The 23,251-nt window shown below is 67.6% G+C and carries 23 protein-coding genes and 2 pseudogenes; 15 read left to right on the top strand and 10 right to left on the bottom strand.

Annotated features, from left to right (window positions below; genetic code table 11):
• Window positions 1-174: 174 nt before the first annotated feature.
• Together JOE30_RS21420 and JOE30_RS21860 are read right to left on the bottom strand one after the other, a co-directional pair.
• Window positions 175-741 (bottom strand): hypothetical protein, encoded by a 567-nt coding sequence (locus JOE30_RS21420; RefSeq protein ID WP_239532429.1) that lies wholly within the window; start codon window positions 739-741, stop codon window positions 175-177.
• A 231-nt stretch (window positions 742-972) separates the two neighbouring features.
• A pseudogene (locus JOE30_RS21860) lies at window positions 973-1,206 on the bottom strand (DUF2510 domain-containing protein); the annotation flags it as partial.
• 73 nt (window positions 1,207-1,279) lie between these two features.
• Between JOE30_RS21860 and JOE30_RS19805 the strand changes: the two are divergent.
• From JOE30_RS19805 to JOE30_RS19785, 5 genes are all read left to right on the top strand, one after another.
• Window positions 1,280-1,759, top strand: coding sequence for a hypothetical protein (locus tag JOE30_RS19805; RefSeq protein ID WP_204868680.1), 480 nt, complete (start codon window positions 1,280-1,282; stop codon window positions 1,757-1,759).
• 60 nt (window positions 1,760-1,819) lie between these two features.
• Window positions 1,820-2,155, top strand: a complete 336-nt coding sequence (locus JOE30_RS19800; RefSeq protein ID WP_204868679.1) for a hypothetical protein — start codon at window positions 1,820-1,822, stop codon at window positions 2,153-2,155.
• 13 nt (window positions 2,156-2,168) lie between these two features.
• Complete coding sequence (locus tag JOE30_RS19795; protein ID WP_204868678.1) at window positions 2,169-2,786, top strand: DUF6308 family protein; 618 nt, start codon at window positions 2,169-2,171, stop codon at window positions 2,784-2,786.
• A 505-nt stretch (window positions 2,787-3,291) separates the two neighbouring features.
• Entirely contained in the window at window positions 3,292-3,681 is a 390-nt protein-coding gene (locus JOE30_RS19790) for an SRPBCC family protein (protein WP_204868677.1), read from the top strand.
• A 24-nt stretch (window positions 3,682-3,705) separates the two neighbouring features.
• Window positions 3,706-5,253, top strand: a complete 1,548-nt coding sequence (locus JOE30_RS19785; RefSeq protein WP_204868676.1) for a carboxylesterase/lipase family protein — start codon at window positions 3,706-3,708, stop codon at window positions 5,251-5,253.
• Between the two features lie 6 nt (window positions 5,254-5,259).
• Here JOE30_RS19785 and JOE30_RS19780 read toward each other — a convergent pair whose 3' ends face one another.
• Window positions 5,260-5,559, bottom strand: a complete 300-nt coding sequence (locus JOE30_RS19780; RefSeq protein WP_027504961.1) for a DUF1540 domain-containing protein — start codon at window positions 5,557-5,559, stop codon at window positions 5,260-5,262.
• A 167-nt stretch (window positions 5,560-5,726) separates the two neighbouring features.
• Between JOE30_RS19780 and JOE30_RS19775 the strand changes: the two genes are divergently transcribed.
• From JOE30_RS19775 to JOE30_RS19755, 5 genes are all read left to right on the top strand, one after another.
• A complete protein-coding gene (locus JOE30_RS19775) occupies window positions 5,727-6,701 on the top strand; it encodes an LppP/LprE family lipoprotein (protein WP_204868675.1) in 975 nt (324 codons plus the stop codon).
• A gap of 74 nt (window positions 6,702-6,775) precedes the next feature.
• A complete protein-coding gene (locus JOE30_RS19770; protein ID WP_204868674.1) occupies window positions 6,776-7,612 on the top strand; it encodes a nitrilase-related carbon-nitrogen hydrolase in 837 nt (278 codons plus the stop codon).
• Entirely contained in the window at window positions 7,609-9,027 is a 1,419-nt protein-coding gene (hydA, locus tag JOE30_RS19765; protein ID WP_204868673.1) for a dihydropyrimidinase, read from the top strand. Before JOE30_RS19770 ends, hydA begins: the two co-directional genes overlap by 4 nt.
• A 3-nt stretch (window positions 9,028-9,030) precedes the next feature.
• Window positions 9,031-10,074, top strand: a complete 1,044-nt coding sequence (locus JOE30_RS19760; RefSeq protein WP_204868672.1) for a TIGR03842 family LLM class F420-dependent oxidoreductase — start codon at window positions 9,031-9,033, stop codon at window positions 10,072-10,074.
• Between the two features lie 12 nt (window positions 10,075-10,086).
• Window positions 10,087-11,397 (top strand): aspartate aminotransferase family protein, encoded by a 1,311-nt coding sequence (locus JOE30_RS19755; protein ID WP_204868671.1) that lies wholly within the window; start codon window positions 10,087-10,089, stop codon window positions 11,395-11,397.
• Here JOE30_RS19755 and JOE30_RS19750 read toward each other — a convergent pair.
• On the bottom strand, window positions 11,394-12,767 hold the full coding sequence (locus JOE30_RS19750; protein ID WP_204868670.1) for an FAD-binding oxidoreductase: 1,374 nt from the start codon (window positions 12,765-12,767) through the stop codon (window positions 11,394-11,396). The genes JOE30_RS19755 and JOE30_RS19750 overlap by 4 nt on opposite strands.
• Before the next feature lie 271 nt (window positions 12,768-13,038).
• Here JOE30_RS19750 and JOE30_RS19745 point away from each other — a divergent pair, with 271 nt between their 5' ends.
• Window positions 13,039-13,419: a hypothetical protein gene (locus JOE30_RS19745; protein WP_239532428.1), complete on the top strand. Its 381-nt coding sequence runs from the start codon at window positions 13,039-13,041 to the stop codon at window positions 13,417-13,419.
• A gap of 3 nt (window positions 13,420-13,422) precedes the next feature.
• Here JOE30_RS19745 and JOE30_RS19740 read toward each other — a convergent pair whose 3' ends face one another.
• A complete protein-coding gene (locus JOE30_RS19740; protein ID WP_204868669.1) occupies window positions 13,423-14,058 on the bottom strand; it encodes a Type 1 glutamine amidotransferase-like domain-containing protein in 636 nt (211 codons plus the stop codon).
• 60 nt (window positions 14,059-14,118) lie between these two features.
• Between JOE30_RS19740 and dhaL the strand changes: the two are divergent.
• Window positions 14,119-15,773: pseudogene (gene dhaL / locus JOE30_RS21855) on the top strand (dihydroxyacetone kinase subunit DhaL).
• A 16-nt stretch (window positions 15,774-15,789) separates the two neighbouring features.
• On the opposite strand, the gene JOE30_RS19730 reads toward dhaL, so the two are convergent.
• Together JOE30_RS19730 and JOE30_RS19725 are read right to left on the bottom strand one after the other, a co-directional pair.
• A complete protein-coding gene (locus JOE30_RS19730; RefSeq protein WP_204868668.1) occupies window positions 15,790-16,209 on the bottom strand; it encodes an HIT family protein in 420 nt (139 codons plus the stop codon).
• Window positions 16,206-17,000: an NAD-dependent deacylase gene (locus JOE30_RS19725; RefSeq protein WP_204868667.1), complete on the bottom strand. Its 795-nt coding sequence runs from the start codon at window positions 16,998-17,000 to the stop codon at window positions 16,206-16,208. The genes JOE30_RS19730 and JOE30_RS19725 overlap by 4 nt, the downstream gene beginning before the upstream one ends.
• A 246-nt stretch (window positions 17,001-17,246) precedes the next feature.
• Here JOE30_RS19725 and JOE30_RS19720 point away from each other — a divergent pair, with 246 nt between their 5' ends.
• Genes JOE30_RS19720 through JOE30_RS19710 form a run of 3 tightly spaced genes read left to right on the top strand, consistent with a single transcriptional unit; the run spans window position 17,247 to window position 20,154 of the window.
• Window positions 17,247-18,371, top strand: coding sequence for an NAD(P) transhydrogenase subunit alpha (locus tag JOE30_RS19720; protein ID WP_239533126.1), 1,125 nt, complete (start codon window positions 17,247-17,249; stop codon window positions 18,369-18,371).
• Entirely contained in the window at window positions 18,371-18,712 is a 342-nt protein-coding gene (locus JOE30_RS19715; RefSeq protein WP_056448442.1) for an NAD(P) transhydrogenase subunit alpha, read from the top strand. The genes JOE30_RS19720 and JOE30_RS19715 overlap by 1 nt, the downstream gene beginning before the upstream one ends.
• Window positions 18,712-20,154, top strand: coding sequence for an NAD(P)(+) transhydrogenase (Re/Si-specific) subunit beta (locus JOE30_RS19710; RefSeq protein ID WP_204868665.1), 1,443 nt, complete (start codon window positions 18,712-18,714; stop codon window positions 20,152-20,154). The genes JOE30_RS19715 and JOE30_RS19710 overlap by 1 nt, the downstream gene beginning before the upstream one ends.
• A 37-nt stretch (window positions 20,155-20,191) precedes the next feature.
• Here JOE30_RS19710 and JOE30_RS19705 read toward each other — a convergent pair whose 3' ends face one another.
• The 3 genes from JOE30_RS19705 to pdhA form a co-directional block, all read right to left on the bottom strand.
• The gene (locus JOE30_RS19705; protein ID WP_204868664.1) at window positions 20,192-20,845 is read right to left on the bottom strand and encodes a hypothetical protein; all 654 of its coding nucleotides are present in this window, start codon (window positions 20,843-20,845) and stop codon (window positions 20,192-20,194) included.
• Window positions 20,846-20,914: 69 nt separating this feature from the next.
• Window positions 20,915-21,943 (bottom strand): alpha-ketoacid dehydrogenase subunit beta, encoded by a 1,029-nt coding sequence (locus JOE30_RS19700; protein WP_204868663.1) that lies wholly within the window; start codon window positions 21,941-21,943, stop codon window positions 20,915-20,917.
• A complete protein-coding gene (gene pdhA / locus JOE30_RS19695; RefSeq protein ID WP_204868662.1) occupies window positions 21,940-23,019 on the bottom strand; it encodes a pyruvate dehydrogenase (acetyl-transferring) E1 component subunit alpha in 1,080 nt (359 codons plus the stop codon). Before pdhA ends, JOE30_RS19700 begins: the two co-directional genes overlap by 4 nt.
• Window positions 23,020-23,251: the final 232 nt, after the last annotated feature.

Here is a 23,251-nt window from a genome sequence, read left to right as displayed (position 1 = left end):
ACCGAACCTTGTCGACTGACCTCTCGACGTTCCGAGGTGTTTCGCATGAGACGAGTCGGGGACTTGCGCGCAATCAGTTCACCCGACACACCGGACGACGGCAGCGAACCCGTGGTGACTGGGAAACTGCGGGGCTTTGGTGTTTCGGTACCGACGACCGTTCGCTTGGTCCCATCACTCGCACGCCTGCTCCAGGTAGTAGTCGACGTCCGCGTACGGCGAGGTTCGGCTGGTCGTGTCGACGTAAACGACTGGGTCCAGTCGTTTTGGTAGGACGGGGAGTTTGTCCAACTCGAGAATGAGGTCTACGAAGTCGGGACCGACCGTGATGTTCGGGACGTCGTCGAGCACAGTCCCGGGAGCTGAGCCATCACCGAAATCTGTAAGCTCCCAGCCATTGTCACCACGAAAGACTGTGTATGCGTGAGTTTCCGGACGGTCCAAGTTGATGATGAAAGCGTAGCCCAGACCTACTGAGAAGGGCGCCTCCGATGTGCCAACATTCGTCGGCGGGGGCGGTAGTGGACCGGAGAACTCCAGCTTCAGTAGCAGCTGGTTCTCGTCAAGCAATTCTGCCGTGCCTCCCTTGGCCAGCACCGACGGCGGAACACTGTTGACGGTCGCCCCCTTGCTCAAAGGCTCTGACGTCGACTGGATCCGACAACTCAGAACAGAGGGCAGGGCGCTGGTGTCCATAGCGTCACGTGAGTCTCGGACGGACACCACGACGACGCCGATCACGACGAGAGCCACCAAAGCCGCCGCCCCCGCGATCCACCACGTGCGCGCCGGCCGTTCGGGTCGAGCAGTGGGCACGACGTGGGGATCTACGGAACGGGCGTCGGAGTGTGCCCCTGATGCCTGGGGAGCGCCGGTGTTTTCGACGCCCGGCCGAGGTGTCGGGACGGACGTGGGTGGTTTGCGCAAGCCCATCGACTGCCGGCCGGGAGTCGTCGGTGTAGCCGGCGCGGTGGTCTCCGGAGGGTTGACTCGATCGGTCCATCTTTGGCCGTCCCACCAGCGAAACCGTGGCGACTGCGGAAACTGCGGCGCCTGTGGATCCGGGTCCGGGTACCAGCCGGCGGGGGGCGACCCATTCGAAAATGTCACAGCTCGACCGTATCGCCCACCCGGGGGCCCACCGACGCGTAACTCAGGAAATAGATCGCAGCGGTAGCGGCCTCGCGGAGGGATCCAGTGTCGCATCACGGACGCGCGTCCGGTGGCCACCGCACAACACCAGCAGTAACGCTGAGCTCGTTCACTCGATACAACGATCGTGAGTGATGAACGCGGTGTAGGTCGTAAGAGGATCGGCGCCCGAACCGTGGTTGTTGTCGTAGGTGCAGCACTCGTGCTGCTGCTCGCCGGAATCGGCGTCGCTTCACTTCTCGATGACGGTGGTTCAGATGATTCGCTTGCAGGGGGATCGGCCTATGAAGCTTGCGTCGAGGACGCTGCATCACATTTGAACTCGGTCACGGGCATTTCGATGGAACAGGCCCGACTACAGGCATCGACCAGTCCGAATTGCGGTCCCATGGCCCCGAGCCCGGTGGTGGTTCCAACGACGCAGTCGGTGAGGGACGAGTTGTATCCCGACGGTTTCGACGAATCTCGCTACACGAAGCTCTTCGCAGAACTCTGCAAAACGACGTACAACGACATACCGAAGTGGCGTGCGCTCAACGCGTTGGAGAAGAACTACACACCGGAGCAAGCCGAGTTGCTGTACGAAGACGCGCTTCGTACCTGCTGAACTCAGCTCCGCATCGCGTGCACCCCGGTAGATGTCGGTTGCCTGTGACAGCCTCCCGAAATGGTCGACCGACGTGCAGCACCCCCTCCCCGGACCCTGGTGCGGGAGGTGCTCGGTGGGCAGGTCGAGAACGGGGCCCACGCTGTGCTGCTCGGGTGCTTCGTCGACGTGGCCGTGAAGCGGAACGAGCAGTCAGGGTTGTGGGCGCGTGGGCTCTTCGTCGACGACACCGGTGCGGTCCAGTTCTGGCTTTTCCCGCGCGCTTTCATGCGCACCGACCGTAAGTGCCTCGACGGTGCGACACAGGTGGTCGTGAACGCCCGCGTGTCGGTCTCGGACTCCCTGACTGCGCTGTTGGTCAACCAAGTTTCGCGTTCCGAGTCCGCGCACGCCTGACAGACTTCGTGCCATGAGCGTCACACTTCCACCTCCTCTCACGGCCGCCACCGACGATGATGCGGTGGCGCTCTTGCATCAGTACTACGGCAGCACTTACCTCGACAGCGGGTGCTACACCGGCGCGTACTTCGACAGTTGGGCACCGCAGAATCGGGTGGCCGACGCCGACCGCTTCACCGCCGACGATCTGGTTGCGATCACGTTCTTGTCGGTCGACGTCGATGCGCGCGCAGCACGCGAACTGCTCGTCACCCGAGCCGCACGATTGACCGAGCTGCTGGAAGCTGTCGGACCCGACCGAGACCTCGTCGACGAAACACACGAAGTGGCATCTCTCCGACGTCTGGAAACGGAGTTGCGCAGCATCAACGATGTCGGCGCCACCAAAGCGACAAAGCTGATGGCCCGCAAACGGCCCCGTCTGGTGCCGATCTACGACTCCGTCGTCACTCGCGTCCTGAACACGGTCAAGGTTCACCGAGATCCGGTGAGAGAAGCCCTCCGCGCCGATGGCGGTGCGCTGCACACTCGACTGCTGACGATCCGAGATGCTGCAGGATTGCCCGACGAGATCAGTGCGCTGCGCGTTCTCGACGTCGTCACCTGGATGTGGGGCAAGTCGATGTGAGCTCTGGAGGCGCCGCGGAGACAAGCCGCCTATGTGGCGATCGGTGGACGAGAGTGTCTTAAGAACGTACTGCTCTTAATCGGGGCACAGATAGTCCATTGCCGACTGTGACGCCCGGGCGACGCCGTCTGCAACGTCCTGCGAGAGACCTGCCTGCAGAAAGCCGGGAGTGCCGTAGTCCAGGGGGAAGACTGGTTCTCTTTGGTCAACCTGATACTGAACCAAACCGCACATCGTCAGCCCGTTGTACACCGTGGCCGCAGCACTGATAGGAGTTCCGCCGACCGCGGCACTCCATTCCGCGCACGTCTCTTCGTTGCCTTGTCGGCAAGGTAACGCTGCGCTATCGCCATGCCGGCAGGCTCCTACTAGGCCTCGATCAGCCTGCTTTGCCACACAGCTTCGGTAAGTGTCGTCTGCTTCGGACCTACGCCGGGCGTGAGAACTGCGGAGCGGCGACCTGTCGGCAGTTTGAGCAGCGCCGGAACGGTGAATCCCGCCGTTCGTGAAGAAGACTCTGCGGCGGCGTGGTGACGCGTCGGTGGCCGTCGCGTGGGAGCGGTACATGGACATCTCGCTGTGGCCGACGTGGGCGCCGCAGATCCTCGGTGTCGAGGCGTCTACTCCTCGTCTCGCGGCAGGGACGACGGGCACCGTGCGCGGACCGCTGGGGATTCGGGTGTCGTTCGAGGTCTTGTCCGTGGACGAGTCCGCTCGGATCTGGTCCTGGCGGGCATGGATAGGCGCCCGGAGCGCCGGACTGACCCTGGAGCACGGCGTCGACGAGGCTCGGACCGGCTCGCAGACCTGGCTTGTCGTGGACGGTCTGGCGCCGATCGTTCTCGCGTACTCGCCGGCGGCCCTCTTCGCCCTCGGCCGACTCGTCTCGGCGTAGGTCGCAGCCGGTAGCGTCGACGACGTGCCTGACGTAACCCGGACCAGCCTCGTGATCGCGACGAGGGACGGCGAAGTACGTGGCCACGGCCGCGGTGACGTCGTCAGTTGGAAGGGCATTCCCTACGCGGCTCCGCCTGTCGGCCCGCTCCGATTCCGCGCGCCGCGACCGCCCGAGCCGTGGACCGGGATTCTCGACGGAGCGAGTTTCGGGGCGATGGCGCCCCAGGGGCGCGACGGTCCGGTGCCGATGGATCCGTCCATCCCCATCGACGAGGACTGCCTGACGCTCAACGTCTGGGCTCCCACGCCCGACGGGGTGCGCCGCCCGGTCATGGTGTGGCTCCACGGCGGGGCGTATGTCCTGGGTTCCTCGGCGCAGCGGATCTACAACGGCCGCAACCTCTCTCACCTCGGTGATGTCGTCGTGGTGACCGTGAACTACCGCGTCGGGGCATTGGGGTGGCTGGACCTGTCGTCGTTCGGTACCGACGACGACATCTTCGAGACGAATATCGGTCTGCGCGACCAGATCTTCGCGTTGACGTGGGTACGCGAGAACATCGATGCATTCGGTGGGGACTCTGCGAACGTCACCGTGTTCGGGGAGTCGTCGGGTGGCGCGTCGGTGACGACGCTCATGACATCTCCCGCAGCGAAGGGCCTCTTCCACAAGGCCATCGCGCAGAGTGCCCCGGCCACGTCGGTCTACGGACCCGAGCGAGCGCGCGTCGCCGCGGAGCGCTTCCTCGAACTGGTGGACCTGACGCCGGAGAGGGCAGGGGAGTTGCGGACGATGCCGGTCCAGCGTCTGGTCGACGCAGCCGAGAAGCTGGTCTACGAGGTTCCCGAGAAGGTGCCCGGCACATTGGGATTCGCACCCGTCGTCGACGGTGACGTGGTGCCGCGGTATCCGGTGGCCGCGTTCCAGAAGGGCTTCGCGCACGACGTCCCGCTCATCATCGGGTCGAACCACGACGAGGCATCGGTGTTCCGCCTGATGAAGTCGCCGTTGATGCCCGTCACCTCGGACACGGTGAGCACGATGTTCGAGGCGATCGCCGTGGACCATCCCGACCTGTCGCCGGCTCGTATCGCCGACATCCTCTCGGCGTACCCGGATCTGCCGAAGAGTGCGGGCGCGCTGGCCCTCTCACGCGACGCGGGGTTCCGGATGCCGAGCCTGTGGATCGCGGAGGCTCACTGCCGACGAGCGCCGACGTTCGTCTACCGCTTCGATCACGCGACGCCCGTGCTGCGCGCGGCGCGTATCGGCGCCGGTCACGCCACCGAGTTGCCGTACGTCTTCGGCAATTTCGGGACCTTCGACCGGGACCCGACCTTCTGGCTGGGCGGGCGCAAGGCAGCGCAGCAGGTCTCCCGGCGAATTCAGCGACGCTGGGTGGCGTTCGCGTGGCACGGGGTCCCTGCTGCGCTGGACGGGTCGAAGCACTGGGCGCCCTACGACGAGCGCCGTCGCACTCTCGTCATCGACGGGCGTGATGCTCTGGTCGAGGATCCGGACCGTGAGCTACGCGAGATCTGGGGCGAGAAGGTGCTCGGCTTCAGCTGAGGTCCGTCAGGCCTTGCTGTAGGTGAGGCAGTTCGCGGTGTCCGACGACTCGCCGGCGCCGATGCGGACCGCTGCCGCGCTGCACTCGAGGTTGTCGTTGAACGAGCAGTCGACGCGCTGGCACGCGCCGACCTGAGTGGAGACGGTGTCGAGACCGCCCTTGGTGCTCAACGGAATGAACGTGCCGCAATCGGCCGTTCCGTTCGAGCCTCCGACATTGATGGCGAAGGCGTGGCATCCGTCGTGGTTGTACGAACAGGCGCTGACACTGCACTCACTGACGCGGGGCATTTCGAGGGAAGTCATGACGATGACGGTAATACTCGAAAAGCGTCTCCACCAGCAAGGTCAGGCTGACCTTGATATGGTCACCCTTTCTACAACAATGATGTTTCCTATTCTTTCGAGTAACGGATCGATGACGAATTGGCCGACGACGTAACGATCGGTCTGTTCGCTCGGATGGACCGATCATGAGACGAACACTTCTCGCGACCCTGGCCGCGACCGTGCTGTTCGCGAGCGGGTGCTCCGACTCCGGTCAGGATTCCGCGGCGCCGCCTCCTCCGCCCACTGCCACGACCTCGACGGCGGTGGTTCCGACACCGGGTGAGGAACCCGCGTCGACGGTCGCACCGGAACCGTCGCCCGCGTGCGTGGAGGACTCCGTCGTGGCAGCGGGCATCGACTCGCTGCCCCAGTTCTTCGGTAGCGGGTGGCGGCTCGTTCGACAGGGCGATCCCTGCGCGACGCTCTCGTGGGCGCTCGCCGCGCTCGACGGGGGTACGGGGTCGAGTCCGTGGACGGTGCTGTTCTTCCACGACGACACCTACCTCGGCACCGCCACCGCGTTGCCGTACTCGTTCACCGACGTCGACTCGCAGACCGACGACACGGTCACGGTGTCGTACGGGTGGCTCCGGGAGGGAGAGTCCACCGCGGAGCAGTCCGGCGGACCCGGGCTCGTCCGCTACACCTGGAACGGATCGTCCGTGGTCATGCTCGACGACCTGCCGCAGGAGGTCGTGGACGGCAACAGGCAGACCCCTGCTGATCCGTGCCTGGACGACTCGGTGGTCGGCGCCGCGATCGACTCTCTGCCCACCTTCTCCGGCAGTGCCTGGAGCCTGTACAGCGAGGGCGATCCCTGCGCCACGCTGGCCTGGGCGATGGCCGTCCCCGACGGCGCCACGGGCTCGAGCCCCACGACGGTCCTGTTCTTCCACGACGGCGCGTACCTCGGAACGGCGACGGCACGTCCGTACGCGTTCACGGACCTCGACCCGTACGCGCAGACCGACGACACCGTGACGATCTCGTACCGGTGGCTCGTCGGCGACGAGGCGACAGCGGAGGCCTCCGGCGGTCCTGCACTCGTCCGCTACCGGTGGAACGGATCCTCGGTGGACATGCTCGATCCGCTGCCCGCCGAGGTGGCGAACGGCTGATGTTCCACCGGTGGACGACCCGGCTGATCGGGTGCAGGATCACCGGTACGGGGCCGACGCGGAGGTGTCATGTCATGACTGTCGTTCGAGCAGCACTGGTTCAGACCACCTGGACCGGCGACAAGGAATCGATGATCCAGGCCCACGAGGTCTACGCCCGCGACGCAGCCGAGCAGGGCGCGCAGGTGATCTGTTTCCAGGAATTGTTCTACGGCCCGTATTTCTGCCAGGTGCAGGACGCGTCGTTCTACGAGTACGCCGAATCGGTTCCCGGTCCCACCGTCGAGCGTTTCCAGTCGCTCGCGAAGGAACTCGGCATGGTGATGGTGCTGCCGGTCTACGAGAAGGAGCAGCCCGGCATTCTGTACAACACCGCTGCCGTGGTGGACGCGGACGGCACATACCTGGGCAAGTACCGCAAGCACCACATTCCGCATCTGAACGGCTTCTGGGAGAAGTTCTACTTCCGCCCCGGCAATCTGGGCTGGCCGGTGTTCGACACCGCCGTCGGCAAAGTGGGGGTCTACATCTGTTACGACCGCCATTTCCCGGAGGGATGGCGCGCACTCGGACTGGCCGGGGCGGAGATCGTCTTCAATCCGTCCGCCACCTCCCGAGGGCTGTCGAACTACCTGTGGAAGCTCGAGCAACCGGCGTCGGCCGTGGCCAACGAGTACTACATCGGTGCGATCAATCGAGTGGGAGTCGAGGAGTTGGGCGACAACGACTTCTACGGTACGAGCTACTTCGTCGATCCCGAGGGCAAGTTCGTCGGGGAGGTCGCTTCCGACAGTGCGGCGGAGTTGATCGTGCGCGATCTGGATCTGTCGCTCATCGCGACCGTCCGCGATCGGTGGGCGTTCTACCGCGATCGCAGACCCGACGCCTACGGTCCCCTGGTGACACCGTGACCACGACCTTCGTCCACGGGGGCGTCGTCGTCTCGCCGACGGGGTCGCAGCCTCTGGACGTCCTGATCGACGGTGAGACGATCGTCGCTGTGCTGCAACCGGGTTCGACGCTGCTGGGCGCCGACCTCGCCTCGTCCAGCGACGTCGTCGTCGACGCGACCGGGAAGTACGTGATTCCGGGAGGGGTCGACGGCCACACCCACATGGAGATGCCGTTCGGCGGCACCTTCGCCTCCGACTCGTTCGAGACGGGGACGCGCGCCGCGGCGTGGGGCGGCACGACCACCATTGTCGACTTCGCCATCCAGAACCCGGGAATGCGCGTGCAGGACACCCTCGCCGCGTGGCACGACAAGGCCGCCGGTTCGTGCTCGATCGACTACGGATTCCACCAGATCATCGGTGACGTCGACAGCGACTCACTGAAGGCCATGAGCGAGTTGGTCTCCGAGGGGGTCACCAGCTTCAAACTGTTCATGGCCTATCCGGGTGTCTTCTACTCGGACGACGGGAAGATCCTGCGGGCGATGCAGACGGCTGCCGAGACCGGCGCTCTGCTGATGATGCACGCGGAGAACGGGATCGCCATCGACGTCCTGGTCGAGCAGTCGATCGCACGCGGTGACACGGCGCCGTACTTCCACGGCACCTCCCGGCCGTGGCAACTCGAGGAGGAAGCGACGCATCGCGCGATCATGCTGGCCGACGTGACGGGAGCGCCGCTCTACGTGGTGCACGTGTCGGCGAAACAGGCGCTCGAGCAGATCGCGACGGCGCGAGGCAAGGGCCGGAACGTCTTCGCCGAGACGTGTCCGCAGTACCTGTATCTCTCACTCGAGGAGCAACTCGGTGCGCCGGGCTTCGAGGGCGCGAAGTGGGTGTGCTCCACACCGCTCCGATCCCGTGCCGAGGGGCACCAGGACGAGCTGTGGCGGTACCTCCGCACAGGGGACGTCTCGACGGTCGGCACCGATCACTGTCCCTTCTGCCTGAAGGATCAGAAGGAGATGGGCATCGGCGACTTCTCCAAGATCCCCAACGGCATCGGCTCGGTCGAACATCGGATGGACCTGATGTACCAGGGCGTGGTGTCGGGGAAGATCACCCTCGAGAAGTGGGTGGAGGTGTGCTGCACGACGCCGGCGCGCATGTTCGGAATGTATCCGCGCAAGGGCATCGTGTCGCCCGGTGCCGACGCAGACCTGGTGATCTACGACCCGAACGGCCGCACCACCATCGGAGTCGAGACTCACCACATGAGAATGGACTACTCGGCCTACGAGGGCATGACCGTGGACGGCCACGTCGACACCGTGATCTCGCGCGGGACCATTGTGGTCGACCGCGGCGAATATCTCGGCCGCGCCGGGCACGGGCAATTCGTGCGCCGCGATCTCTCCCAGAATCTGGTGTGAGGGATGGACTTCGGAGTGGTGCTGCAATGCACACCGCCCAGTTCGCGGGTGGTCGAACTCGCTCGCATCGCCGAGACCCACGGTTTCTCCCACGTGTGGACCTTCGATTCGCACCTGCTGTGGCAGGAGCCCTACGTCATCCACGGCCAGATCCTGGCGAGCACCCGCAAGGTCGTCGTCGGACCGATGGTGACCAATCCGTCGACTCGTGACGTGACGGTCACCGCGTCCACCTTCGCGACCCTGAACGAGATGTACGGCAACCGCACCGTGTGCGGGATCGGGCGAGGTGACTCCGCGGTGCGCACGCTGGGTGGGAAGCCCACCACTATCGCGCGGCTCGCCGAGTCGGTGGAGATCATCCGTGAACTCGGCAACGGGCGGTCCGCCCGCATCGGCGAGACCACGGTGCGGTTGCCGTGGGCGTCGCGGTCCGAGCTCGAGGTGTGGATCGCCGGATACGGCCCGCGGGCGTTGGAACTCACCGGGCAGGTCGCCGACGGGTTCATCCTGCAACTGGCCGATCCCGACATCGTCGAGTGGACCGTGGCCACCGTCCGCGACGCCGCCGAGAAGGCGGGCCGCGACCCTGATGCGGTGACCATCTGCGTCGCCGCCCCCGCCTATGTCACGGACGGTTCCGAGGCCGCCGCCGCGCATGCCCGTGATCAGTGCCGGTGGTTCGGCGGCATGGTGGGAAACCATGTGGCCGACATCGTGTCCCGCTACGGAGCGACCTCCGGTGTCCCGGCCGCTCTCACGGAGTACATCGCCGGCCGCCAGGGGTACGACTACAACCAGCACGGCAGAGCCGGCAACACGCACGCCGACTTCGTGCCCGACGAGATCGTCGACCGGTTCTGCATCCTGGGCTCGCCCGAGCAGCACGTGGAACGCCTCCGGCGGCTCGAGTCGCTCGGTGTGGACCAGTTCGCGGTCTACCTCCAACACGATGCGAAGACCGCGACGTTGGACGCCTACGGCGAGTCGGTGCTTCCTGTCATGATGACGTCAGAGGTGGCGACGGAATCCGGAATCGCCCGATAACGGAGGTGGTACATGACCGACCATGTCTTCTATTCCTGGTCCGCCCAGGCAGAGCTGAACCCGGTCACCATCACCGGGGCGTCCGGGTCCTACTTCTGGGACGACCAGGGCAGGAAGTACCTCGACTTCTCCTCGCAGCTGGTCAACGTCAACATCGGGCACCAGCACCCCGACATCGTGGCGGCCATCGTCGAACAGGCCGGTGTGCTCACCACCATCTCCCCGACGGTCGCGAACGACAAGCGCAGCGAACTCGCCCGACTGATCGCGGAGCGCGCTCCCGGTGACCTGAACCGGGTCTTCTTCACGACGGGCGGGGCCGAGGCCGTCGAGCACGCCGTACGGTTCGCTCGCCAGCACACCGGGCGGACCAAGATGCTGGCCGCGTACCGGTCGTACCACGGCGGCACCGGTGTGGCCATCGGTCTGACGGGAGAGCCGCGCCGGTGGGGAACCGAGCCGACCAACGTCGACGTCGTCCGGTTCTTCGGGCCGTATCCCTATCGCTCACCGTGGAATACGAGCAGCCCGGAGGAGGAGACGGCCGCGGCGCTGGCCCACCTCGAGATGGTCATCACGCTGGAGGGACCGCAGAACATCGCGGGGCTCATTCTCGAGTCGGTGGTCGGCACCAACGGAGTGCTGGTCCCGCCGCCGGGGTATCTGGCCGGCGTCCGCGAACTCTGCACCCGCTACGGCATCGTGTACATCGCGGACGAGGTGATGGTGGGTTTCGGCCGGACCGGTCACTGGTTCGCGTGTCAGGCATGGGGCGTCGAGCCCGATCTCATCACGTTCGCGAAGGGTGTGAACTCCGGTTACGTCCCGCTCGGCGGAGTGGTGATCTCCGAGGAGATCGCGCAGCGGTACGACCACACGCCGTATCCCGGAGGCCTGACCTATTCGGGCCACGTGCTCGGCTGCGCCGCCGGTATCGCGTCGATCCAGGTGTTCGAGCGCGACGACATCCTGGGCCACGTCCGTGCCGTGGGAGAGGAGGTCCTCGGGCCGGGGCTCACCAAGCTGGGCGAGGCGCATCCGAGTGTCGGTGACGTGCGGGGCATGGGGTTCTTCTGGGCCGTCGAACTGATGACGGACAAGGGAACCCGAGAGCCGTTGACACCGTTCAACGCGACCGGCGCCGCCGCAGTTCCCATGGCGGCCGTCACGAAGGCTGCCAAGGAGCGCGGGCTGTGGCCGTTCGTGGCAGGCAATCGGCTGCAGATCGCGCCGCCGCTGATCACGACGGAGGAGGACATCCGCCGGGGACTCGAGATCCTCGACGAGGTCCTCGAGGTCGCCGACGGGTACACCCGGAACTAGAGCACGGCACCGGGATTCAGGATGCCCGCGGGATCGAGGGCGTGCTTGATGCGCCGGGTCAACTCCATGACGTCCTCGCCCACCTGATCGGGCAACCACGCCTTCTTGAGCCGGCCGACACCGTGTTCCCCGGTGATGGTGCCGCCCAACGAGATCGCGAGCGTCATGATCTCGCCGAACGCCTGGTGCGCACGCTCCTCCATGTCCGCGTCCTCGGGGTCGAACACGATCAGCGGGTGCGTGTTCCCGTCGCCTGCATGGGCGATGACGGCGACGACGACGCCGCGCGCATCGGCGATCTTCGCGATTCCCTGCACCAGGTCCGCGAGTGCGGGCAGCGGAACTCCGACGTCCTCGAGCAGAAGAGACCCGGTGCGCTCGACAGCGGGGATGGCGAAGCGCCGGGCCGCGGCGAACGCTTCGCCCTCGTCGGGATCGTCGGTCACGAACACCTCGTCGGCGCCGGCGGCCGTGCACGCCGCGGCCATGGTCTCGGTCTCCTCGGTGCGGTGTGCGCCGGGTGAGTCGGAGCGGGCGATGAGCATCGCTGCCGCCGTGCGATCGAGGCCCATCTTCATGGCGTCCTCCACGGCGTTGATCGACGTGGAGTCCATGAACTCGAGCATGGCGGGACGCAGCGAGCGGGTGATCGCCAGAATGGCGTCGGTCGCGTCGGACAGTCGGGTGAAGGTGGCCACGACCGTGCTCGCGGGTGGCTGAGCCGGAATCAATCGCAGCGTCACCTCGGTGATGATCCCGAGGACGCCCTCGCTGCCGACGAAGAGTTTGGTCAGTGACAGGCCGGCCGAGTCCTTCAGGCGCGGGCCGCCCAGGTTCACGACGGTGCCGTCGGCGAGGACCACCTCGAGACCGAGGATGTAGTCCGTGGTCACCCCGTACTTGACGCAGCACAGGCCACCGGCGTTGGTGGCGGCGTTGCCGCCGATCGAACACATCTCGAACGACGACGGATCCGGTGGGTACCACAGGCCGTGTTCGGCCGCAGCGGCCTTGACCTCGACGTTGAGAAGACCGGGCTGGACCACGGCCGTCCGCGTCACCGGGTCGACGGTGACGGCGCGCATCGCCTCGGTCGTCAGCACGATGCCGCCGTCGACGGCCGTCGCGCCGCCGGACAGACCCGATCCCGCGCCACGCGGCACCACCGGGACGGAATGCTCGGTCGCCCAGAGCATGACGGCGCGGACGTCGGCCGTGCTGGTGGCGCGCACGACGGCGAGGGGAGTGCCGGCGTTCGGATCACGGGCCCAGTCCTGGCGATAGCCGGCGGTGATGTCCGGATCGGTCACCACGATGGCGGCTCCGACCGCGTCTGTCAGGGACGTCACGAGATCGTCGATGATGCTCACCTTCCTCGACCGGCGGGTCCTGCGTCTCGACGCTACCCCCAGCCCCGCCCGTGACCTCGCCGGAATGGCGAGACACGGTGCAGGACAGCGAGATAGGTGGACGATCGGCATGGAGGTCGGCGTCCGACCGGTGTTCACATCAGTCACATGAGCAACTCTGTTACCAGATCGTGCCCCGATGGGGGCCGACAAGAGCACGTCGGAGGATTAGCGTCCGGATGACGGAGATCGGCACGTGGGCCGAGACCGAGGGGGCGAGAAGGAGGCACTCATGGCACCGTCGCACGACATCACACGGTCGGCATCTGCACCATCGACGACAGCGTCGCGCAGACCGGCGAAGAACACTCCGTTCGAGTGCGCGGCGGCGCTGTTCTCCTACGACTTCGTCTCCGGCGGCGTCGACTACGACACCCTCGAGTCGCTCCATCGCGGCGAGGTGACCGAGTGGACGTCGGCGCTACGCCGCTCGGGACTGTTCACCGACGCCGAGATGGACGCCCTGGCCGCCCAGTGGTCCGAACGTCCGGGCCTCCTGCTCGATGCGTTGCTCCGTGACGCCGACGAGATGACCGTGCGGCGATGCCGGCTCGCGTGGTCGGCGATGGATCGGCTCGCGCCGTTCCAGATGCCCATCGCGCACAGCGGCTGACAATCAGATCACCGCGGGGTCGCCGCCGTCGACGATGTACACCTGGTCGTCGGTGAGCGTGCGGTACGGCGTTCCCGCCGCGTCGCACGCCGCGGCCATCGCGGCCGACGCTCCGTCTGGATCCAGAGTGTCCGACGCCCAGTGCGGTACGAGCACGTCGTCGATGATCCCCAGGCCGGTCCACAGCACGTCCTCGCCCGTGGTCGGCTCCACCTCACCGGGCGGGTCGGCGTACTCCACGCCCCGCAGCGTCGGACCCGCGACGCAGGCTCCGGCACTGTATCCGCCGTACACGACGGCATCCTCCGCGAGCAGTCGAGCGATCGCCTCGTCGGCACCGGACGACGCCATCCTGCGCCGGAGCACGAAGGTGTTCCCCCCGCGGACCCACACGGCGGGGAAGGCGGCCAGGACGTCGTGCGCGGTGCTCGGCATCAACTCGCGCAGGTCGACCTCGACAGGAAGGAAACCCGCCGAGCGCAGAAGCGTGAACTCGCTGGTGACCGCGGACGCGCGCGCGGCGTCGGGCCAGGAGTCCGCCGCGTTGGCGATGACGGCGATGCGGCCGGGTGGTCCGGTGAGCTCGAGGAACCGATCACGGGCGAGCCCGAATCGGTAGGACGCGAGAAACAGGCGCATGGCGGGAGCGTAGGTCAGCACGCACGCCTCCGGTGTGCCGACGTGGTTAGTGTCGGGTGCATGTCGCTGCACAAGATGATCGATGATCCGTCCCGCGTCATCGTCGACGCCTGCCGCGCCGCCGCCCGGCGCAGCGCCGACCTCCGCTTCGTCGAACGGCCCGGATACTTCACGCGCCGCGAGCGCACGACGGACGGGCGTGTGGCCGTGATGTCGGGCGGTGGCTCCGGCCACGAACCGCTCCACTCCGGCTTCGTCGGCGCCGGGATGTTGGACGCGGCGGTGCCGGGGTCGGTGTTCACGAGCCCGAACGCGCTGCAGATCGGGCGGCGACGCGGGCGGTCGATGCCGGCGCCGGCGTGATCCACGTCGTCAAGAACTACACCGGCGATGTCATCAACTTCCGCATCGCGGCCGATCTGTGTGCCGCCGACGGCATCACGGTCGAGACGGTGCTCGTGGCCGACGACGTCGCGTCCGAGAGCGAGGACGGGCCGGGCCGACGCGGAACCGCAGCGACAGTGGCCGTCGAGAAGATCTGCGGCGCCGCCGCTGCCCGCGGCGACGACCTCGCCTTCGTCGCCGAGCTGGGGCGACGGGTCGCCGAGGGCGCTCGCAGCATGGCGGTGGCCTTCCGTCCGTGCACGGTGCCGGGTGCGTCGGCCCCGTCCTTCGAGCTCGGTGACGACGAGGTCGAACTCGGTGTCGGTATCCACGGCGAGCGCGGCACCGCGCGCGTCGCGACGCTCACCGCCACCGAGATCGCCGAGGCGCTGCTCGGACCCGTGGCCGACTCGCTGGGACTGTCCGGCGGCGAGGACGTCGTGCTCATCGTCAACGGACTCGGCGCGACCCATCCGCTCGAACTCGACATCGTCTTCGGCGCCGCACTGCGGTATCTGGACGGACGCGGCATCACCGTCCGCCGCACGCTCGTCGGGAGCTTCGTGACGGCGTTCGACATGGCGGGAGTCTCGCTGACCGCCGTCCGCTGCGACGACGAGATTCTCGGGCTGTGGGACGCCCCGACCGAGGCGCCCGCGTGGCCCCGCTCGCCCGCGCAGGACCTGCACGACGACGCGGTGGACGACACGGACGCGGCCGCGGCGTCGGAGCTGCCGGGCGGCGCGGCCGACCCGTTCGTCACCACCTGGGTCTCGTCGTTCGTCGAGCGTGTCCGGTCGTCGATCGACGAGCTCACCGACCTCGATCGCCGAGCCGGTGACGGCGACTTCGGCGTCAACATGCAGATCGGGCTGGCCGACTTCGCGGTGGACGAGAACGCTTCGCCCGCAGCGGTGTTCGAGATCCTCGCTCGCGGGTTCCTCGGCAATGCCGGCGGAACGTCCGGCGCTCTGTTCGGTGCGTTCTTCCACCGGGTCTCGGTCGCCCTCGACGGGGCCGGGGCGAGCACCGCGAGCGTTGCCGCGGGAGTGGCCGATGGGCTGGCCGCCATCACCGATCTCGGCGGCGCGCAGCCGGGAGACAAGACCATGGTGGACGCGCTGGACCCGGCTGCGCGGGCTCTGCGCGACGCCGGGTCGGTCGAGCTCTCGGCCGCCCTCGCCGAGGCGGCCGAGGCGGCGACACGCGGTGCCGAGTCCACGACGGACACCGTCGCCCAGCGTGGCCGCGCCAGCTACATCGGCGACGCGGCGCGCGGCGTCATCGATCCCGGCGCTCTCGTGGTCTCCTGGTTCTTCGCCGCCGCCTGAGCGGCCGCGTCGGACGTCAGGAGTCGAGTGCGGCCCGGATCGCCCGGGCGGTCGCCTCGGGCTCGCTCTGACGCCGCGTGATCATGCCGGCGACGAAGCGGATCCGATCGCCGTGATGGCGGGGCACGACGTGCAGGTGCGAGTGGAACACGGTCTGGAACGCCGCTCTCCCGTCGTTCATGGCGAGGTTGACCCCGTCCGCCGCCAGGGTGCTGCGGCGCATCGCGCCGGCCAGGGCCTGGCCGGCGGCGAAGACCTCCCCACCCACGGCCGGGTCGAGTGACTCGAGCCCCGACGAGTGCACCTTGGGAACCACCAGGGTGTGCCCGCGGGTGACGGGCCGGATGTCGAGGAACGCGAGCACCGAGTCGGTCTCGTGAACGATCGTCGCGGGGGCGCGGCGGGCGACGATGTCGCAGAACACGCACTCGGTCATCGCTGCTGCTCCGTGACGGCGGCGACGAGTGCGGGCAGGGAGCCGGCCGCGGTCGCCCGCCAGACGTGGTGGGTCATGTCGGAGACGGCGGTCTCGTCGGGGTTGATCTCGATGACGACGGCGCCCGCGCTGCGAGCCTGGGCCGGAAGCCCTGCGAAGGGGTAGACCACTCCGGACGTTCCCACGACCAGGACGACGTCGGCGGCCTCGACGGACGCGGCGACCGCCGCCCACTCCGCTTCCGGGAGCGGCTCGCCGAACCATACGACGCCGGGGCGGACCGGGCTGCCGCAGAGACCGCACGCGGGCGGCGCGATGCGTTCGGCACCGTCCTCCACATCGTCGACGGGACCCTCGAACGGCTCCTCGCAGATCGAGCACCGCACCGCGGCCAGCGTGCCGTGGACGTGCGCCAGCACGGTGGACCCGGCGCGCTCGTGCAGGTCGTCGACGTTCTGCGTGGCGATCTCGACGGTCTGCTGCGGTGCGGACCTCTGCCACTGCGCGAGGGCCACATGACCGGCGTTCGGGCTCGAGGCGGCGACGAGCTGCGCTCGGCGTCGGTACCAGGCCCACACCAGATCCGGATCGCGGACGAATGCGTCGGGGCTGGCCAACTCCTCCGGTGAGTACCGCTCCCACAGGCCGGTCTGCGCGTCGCGGAACGTGGGCACGCCCGACTGCGCGGACATCCCGGCGCCGGTGAGCACGGCCACGCGTGACGCGGACCGGACTGCGTCGAGCACAGGTGGCGGTACGTCGGACGCGCGATCGTCGCTGTCGGTGGTCATGACCCGAGTGTGCCAAGCCGCACCGACACAGTCCGTCCGATATGACCTGCGCCTCACATTCGACATCGACGCTCGGTACGTCTGTGTCGTGCGTTACCTTGCGGTGGGCCCACCCGGCCGACTCCAGGACCTCTCACGCGGGCGAACATGAGCCACCGTCGACGAGGTCGTTCTCGGAACCGACGACAGTCGGCGGCAGTACAGCTCCGCGGGACGCGGACGTGCCGCCATTCACAGGAAGTACAGCTGGTGGAAGATTCTCGAGAAGCAGGGACGCTGGTCGGCGTCGTGCGTGAGACGAACGAGGGGGAGCGCCGCGTGGCGCTGGTTCCCAAGGTGGTCGCCGCGCTGACGGGCAAGGGCGTGCGCGTGGTGGTGGAGGCAGGTGCCGGCCTCGGTGCGCTGATCCCCGATCAGCTGTACGTCGACGCCGGTGCGAGCATCGGCGATCCGTACAGCGCCGACGTGGTGGTCAAGGTCGCGCCGCCGTCCTCGGCCGAGGTGCGCAAGCTCCGCCGCGGATCGACGCTCATCGGCTTCCTCGCGCCGCGCAACGCGGACACGATCATTCCGGAGTTGACCGCCGCGGGCGTGCAGGCCTTCGCGGTGGAGGCGATTCCGCGTATCTCCCGCGCGCAGGTCATGGACGCATTGTCCTCGCAGGCCAACGTCGCCGGCTACAAGGCGGTGCTGCTCGCGGCGTCGGAATCGACGCGGTTCTTCCCGATGCTCACCACCGCGGCGGGCACGGTGAAGCCGGCGACGGTGCTGGTGCTCGGTGTGGGTGTGGCGGGGTTGCAGGCGTTGGCGACGGCGAAGCGTCTCGGTGGCCGCGCCACCGGGTACGACGTGCGTCCCGAGGTGGCGGATCAGGTGCGCTCGGTCGGTGCGCAGTGGCTGGATCTGGGGATCGACGCTGCCGGTGAGGGCGGGTATGCCCGTGAGCTCACCGAGGACGAGCGTGCCCAGCAGCAGGCGGCGCTGGAGAAGGCGATCTCGACGTTCGACGTCGTCATCACCACAGCTCTGGTGCCGGGTCGTCCGGCGCCGAAGTTGGTCACCGCGGCGGCGGCTGCCGGGATGAAGCCGGGCAGTGTGGTCGTCGACCTCGCGGGGGAGACCGGCGGCAACTGCGAGCTGACCGAGCCGGGTCGCACGGTGGTGAAGAACGACGTGATCATCGCCTCGCCGCTGAATCTGCCGGCGACGATGCCCGAGCACGCGAGTGAGCTGTACTCGAAGAACATCTCGGCCCTGATCGAGCTGATGCTCGACGATGCCGGTGCCCTCGCGCCCGATTTCACCGACGAGGTCCTCGCGAAGTCGTGCGTGACGCGCACGGCCGACACCACCGTGAAGGCGGATGCCTGATGTACACACCGTTGCTCGCGAACATCGCGATCCTGGTCCTGGCCGGGTTCGTCGGTTTCGCCGTCATCTCGAAGGTGCCGAACACGCTGCACACGCCGCTCATGTCGGGCACCAACGCCATCCACGGCATCGTCGTGCTCGGCGCCCTCATCGTGTTGGGCCGTCTGCCCGAGGACGCGCCATGGGGCGTGCGGATCATCGCGTTCGTCGCGTTGATCTTCGGCACGCTCAACGTCGTCGGTGGGTTCCTGGTCACCGACCGCATGCTCGGCATGTTCAAGGGCAAGAAGGCGCCCGCTGCTGTGTCGACCGCAACCGGCGAGAAGGGTGCTGATTCCTGATGAACAATCTCGTCAACATCCTCTACATCGTCGCGTTCGCGATGTTCATCTACGGTCTGATGGGTCTGACCGGTCCGAAGACGGCGGTGCGTGGTAACTGGATCGCCGCTGTCGGTATGGGTATCGCTGTGGTGGCGACTCTGATCGAGGTCCGCGACACGGCGGCGATCAACTGGATTCTCATCGCCGCGGGTCTGGCGATCGGTGTCCTGCTGGGTGTGCCGCCGGCCAAGCGCACGAAGATGACGGCGATGCCGCAGCTGGTGGCGCTGTTCAACGGCGTGGGCGGCGGCACGGTCGCGTTGATCGCGTGGTCGGAGTTCATCGAGACCGACGGTTTCTCCGCGTTCCAGCACGGTGAAGAGCCGACGGTGCACATCGTCATCGGATCGCTCTTCGCCGCGGTCATCGGCTCGGTGTCGTTCTGGGGTTCGCTGGTGGCGTTCCTCAAGCTGCAGGAGCTGCTGAACAAGAAGGTGGAGAAGGCGTTCGTGAAGAACGCCCGCATCTTCCAGCTCACCAACATCGTGTTGCTGCTTCTCGCGGTGGCGGTGTCTATCTACATCGGTCTGCGCGCCACCCCGGGGGAGGGCACCTCGCAGTGGTGGATCGTGCTGGTGCTCGTCGCGGCGGCACTGATGGGCCTGTTCGTGGTGTTCCCCATCGGCGGCGCGGACATGCCGGTGGTGATCTCGCTGCTCAACGCGTTGACGGGTCTGTCCGCTGCGGCGGCGGGGTTGGCGCTGAACAACACCGCGATGATCGTGGCGGGCATGATCGTCGGCGCGTCCGGCACCATCCTCACCAACCTGATGGCGACGGCGATGAACCGGTCGATCCCGGCGATCGTGTTCGGGTCCTTCGGTGGCGGCGGCGGCGCCGCGGTCGGTGGCCCGGACGACGCCGGCGGCACGGTGAAATCCACCTCGGCGGCGGACGCGGCGATCCAGATGGCGTACGCCTCGCAGGTCATCGTGGTCCCCGGCTACGGTCTCGCGGTCGCGCAGGCTCAACACGCGGTCAAGGACATGGCGTCGATCCTCGAGTCCAAGGGCGTCGAGGTGAAATACGCGATCCACCCGGTCGCCGGGCGCATGCCGGGTCACATGAACGTGCTGCTCGCCGAGGCCGACGTGGAGTACGAGGCGATGAAGGAGATGGACGACATCAACGGGGAGTTCTCCCGCACCGATGTCACCCTCGTCATCGGCGCCAACGACGTCACCAACCCGGCGGCGCGCAACGATCCGAGTTCGCCGATCCACGGGATGCCGATCCTGAACGTCGACGAGTCGCGGTCGGTGATCGTGCTCAAGCGGTCGATGAGCTCCGGCTACGCCGGTATCGACAATCCGCTGTTCACGGCGGACCGCACGTCGATGCTCTTCGGTGACGCCAAGAAGTCCGTCAACGCCGTCATCGAGGAACTCAAAGCCCTCTAGGACGCGCCTGCTGCACCGGCCCTGATGCCCCGCCCGCTCACCGGCGGCGGAGCATCAGGGCCGCGGTGTCGAGAGGGTTCCTGGCCTCGCGGGCAGCCGCGACGGGGGAGTGCGCCATGACCACACCGGCCGCGCCCCACCACATCCCGGTGACCAGCAGCGCCCCGACGATGCCGATGCCTGACGCCCCCGCGGTGACCACGGCGGCGAGGGCCACGCCGGCGACGAGCGCCGAGCCCAGCCCCAGTACGACGGGACGCAGCCGACCGGGCACGACCAGCGCACCCGACACGATCACCGAGGATGCCGCGACCACGCGGCCGTCGGGAAGTGCCGACGTCGCGAGGTGATCGGACAGCCATGCCGACCCGGCTGCGGCGGTCAGCGTCGACCCGAGGCACAGCATGAGGATCGCTCCGATGCCGTACGGCAACTTGCGCACCACCGCGACCACCGTCAGCGCGGCGACCACCACCAGCACGGTCGTCACGTCGATGACGTCCAGCACCGTGTCGGCCGGGGCGTACAGAGCCTCGAGCGCGACCGACGCCGGCGGGTAGCGCACGCCCAGCAGTGGTAGGACGGCGTAGAGCACGACCAGTGCCGCCGCGGACACTCCCGTCAGCGCCCACCACCGAGGGGTGGTGCGGCGGGCGCGAAGCGCGATCTGTTGCGTCGTCGTGGTACTCACGGGTCCCCATGATGGCGCACGAGGCTGGCAGATTCCTGTGACGGGGCGCGATTGTTCCTGTGCGGCGCGTCAGCCTGCGAGAACCGTGTCGACTCCCGTGAGGATCCGATCGACGTCCGGGAGATGGTGCCGCTCGAGGCGCGCCGGCGGGTATGGCACGTGGAAGCCCGTGACGCGCTGAACGGGTGCCTCCAGCGAGTAGAAGCATTCCTGCGACACCTGGGCCGCCACCTCCGCCGCGATGCCGAGGTAGCCCGTGTCCTCGTGCACGACGACGAGGCGCCCGGTCCGACGCACGGACCGACAGACCGTGTCGGTGTCCAGTGGTGAGAGCGACCGGAGATCGACGACCTCGAGGCTGTGGCCCTCGGACTCCGCCACCTCGGCTGCCTTCAGTGCGGTCTGCACCATCGACCCGTAGGCCACCACCGTCGCGTCGGTGCCGGTGCGGCGCACGCGAGCGGCGCCCAGCGGCAGATCGGGCGCATCGGTCGCCCACTCGCCCTTGTCCCAGTACCGGCGCTTGGGCTCGAGGAACACGACCGGATCCTCCGAGTGCACGGCCTGCTGGATCATCCAGTACGCGTCGTGAGGCGTGCTCGGGCTGACCACCCGCAAACCGGCCGTATGGGCGAAGTACGCCTCGGGCGACTCGGAGTGATGTTCCACCGCTCCGATGCCGCCGCCGAAGGGAATGCGGATGACCATCGGAGCGCCGACGAGTCCGGCGGTGCGATACCGGATCTTGGCCACCTGGGACACGATCTGGTCGAAGGCGGGGTAGACGAACCCGTCGAACTGGATCTCCACGACCGGGCGGTAGCCACGGAGCGCCATGCCGAACGCGGTGCCCACCATGCCGGACTCGGCGAGAGGCATGTCGAGTACGCGCTGGTCGCCGAAGTCCTTCTGCAGTCTGTCGGTCACGCGGAACACACCGCCGAGCTTGCCGATGTCGAGGCCCATCAGCACGACCTTGTCGTCGTCCTCGAGGCATGCACGCAGACCGGCGTTGATCGCGCCACCGAGGGTGCCCTTGACGTGGAGATCGGACGACGCGGTGGTCGCGCCGGCGCGGGAGAGAGTTCCGGTGGTCATCGCAGTGTCTCCTTCTGGCGGTCCACCACAGCGTGTGGTTCGGCGTAGACGTGGTCGAGCAGGGTGGTCGACTCCGGATCGACGGCGGAGATCGTGGCGGAGCGGAGCCGCGCGGCGACGTCGTCGGCGGTCGCGGCAATGTCTTCGCGCACGGACGGCGTCAGCGCGCCCTCGCGGGTGAGCAGTCTGTCGAGTCGATCCAGGGGATCGCGCGCCGCCCACACGTCGCGCTCGGCGTCGGCGCGGTACCGCGTCGGATCGTCCGAGGTGGTGTGCGGGCCCATGCGGTAGGTCATCGCCTCGATGAACGTGGGGCCACCGCCGGTGCGGGCTCGGTGCGCGGCGGCGCGCGTCACGGCGAGGACGGCGAGGGCGTCGTTGCCGTCGACACGCAGGGCGGGCATGCCGAAGCCGGCGGCACGGGACGCGAGCGGGAGCGGGCTCTGCAGCGCGACGGGCTCGCTGATGGCCCAGTGGTTGTTCTGGCAGAAGAACACGACTCCGGCTCCGAACGACACCGAGAACGACAGCGCCTCCGAGATGTCGCCTTCGCTGGTAGCGCCGTCGCCGAAGTAGGCGACCGTGGCGATCTCGGCACCGTCGAGCCGCGCTGCCATGGCGTAGCCGGTGGCATGCAGACCCTGCGCGCCGACGATGATCGCCGGGTTGGTGATGTTGTACTCGTCGGGATCCCAGCCGGAGTGCGCAGTACCGCGCCACAGTGCGGTGAGCTTCTCCACCGGCACGCCTCGGCAGTACGCCACCGCGTGCTCGCGGTAGCTCGTGAAGATGTAGTCGTCGGCGGTGACGGCGTGGGCGGAGCCCACCTGGGCTGCTTCCTGACCCAGCAGCGGTGCCCACAGTCCCAGTTCGCCTTGACGCTGCAGCGCGGTCGCCTCGGTGTCGATGCGGCGCGCGACCACCATGTCGCGGTACATGTCGAGCATGTGGGCGGCGTCGACGTCGGCGACGAGTCGCCAGTGCTCGGGGTCGTGCACTCGTCGGCCGTCGGGTTGGACGAGTTGCACGGGATGCGCGATGCGATCGCCCCGCGGTGATGTGTTTGATCGGGTCATGGTCTTCCTCTCCGCCGGTGCGCGGACCTCGTCGTGAGAGGAGGGCGCACAGTGTGGACGAGCCGTGTGTGGCTCACCTCACAGCATGCTCGCCTGACCGTATTGCGCAAGTGATAGCTGCGAGAGTGAGCAACTCGCTCGGTGGTTGCCCCACCGACACGCACAGAACGAGCAGGATGGGCGTCGGGTGACGGTGTCGGACGGTCACGCGTAGCGGTTCCCGGCCGGTTGG

This window comes from Rhodococcus sp. PvP016 (assembly GCF_017832185.1).
Lineage (GTDB): Bacteria > Actinomycetota > Actinomycetes > Mycobacteriales > Mycobacteriaceae > Rhodococcoides.
Note: the sequence above shows the minus strand (reverse complement) of the source record. Positions and strands in the feature narration are given on the sequence as shown.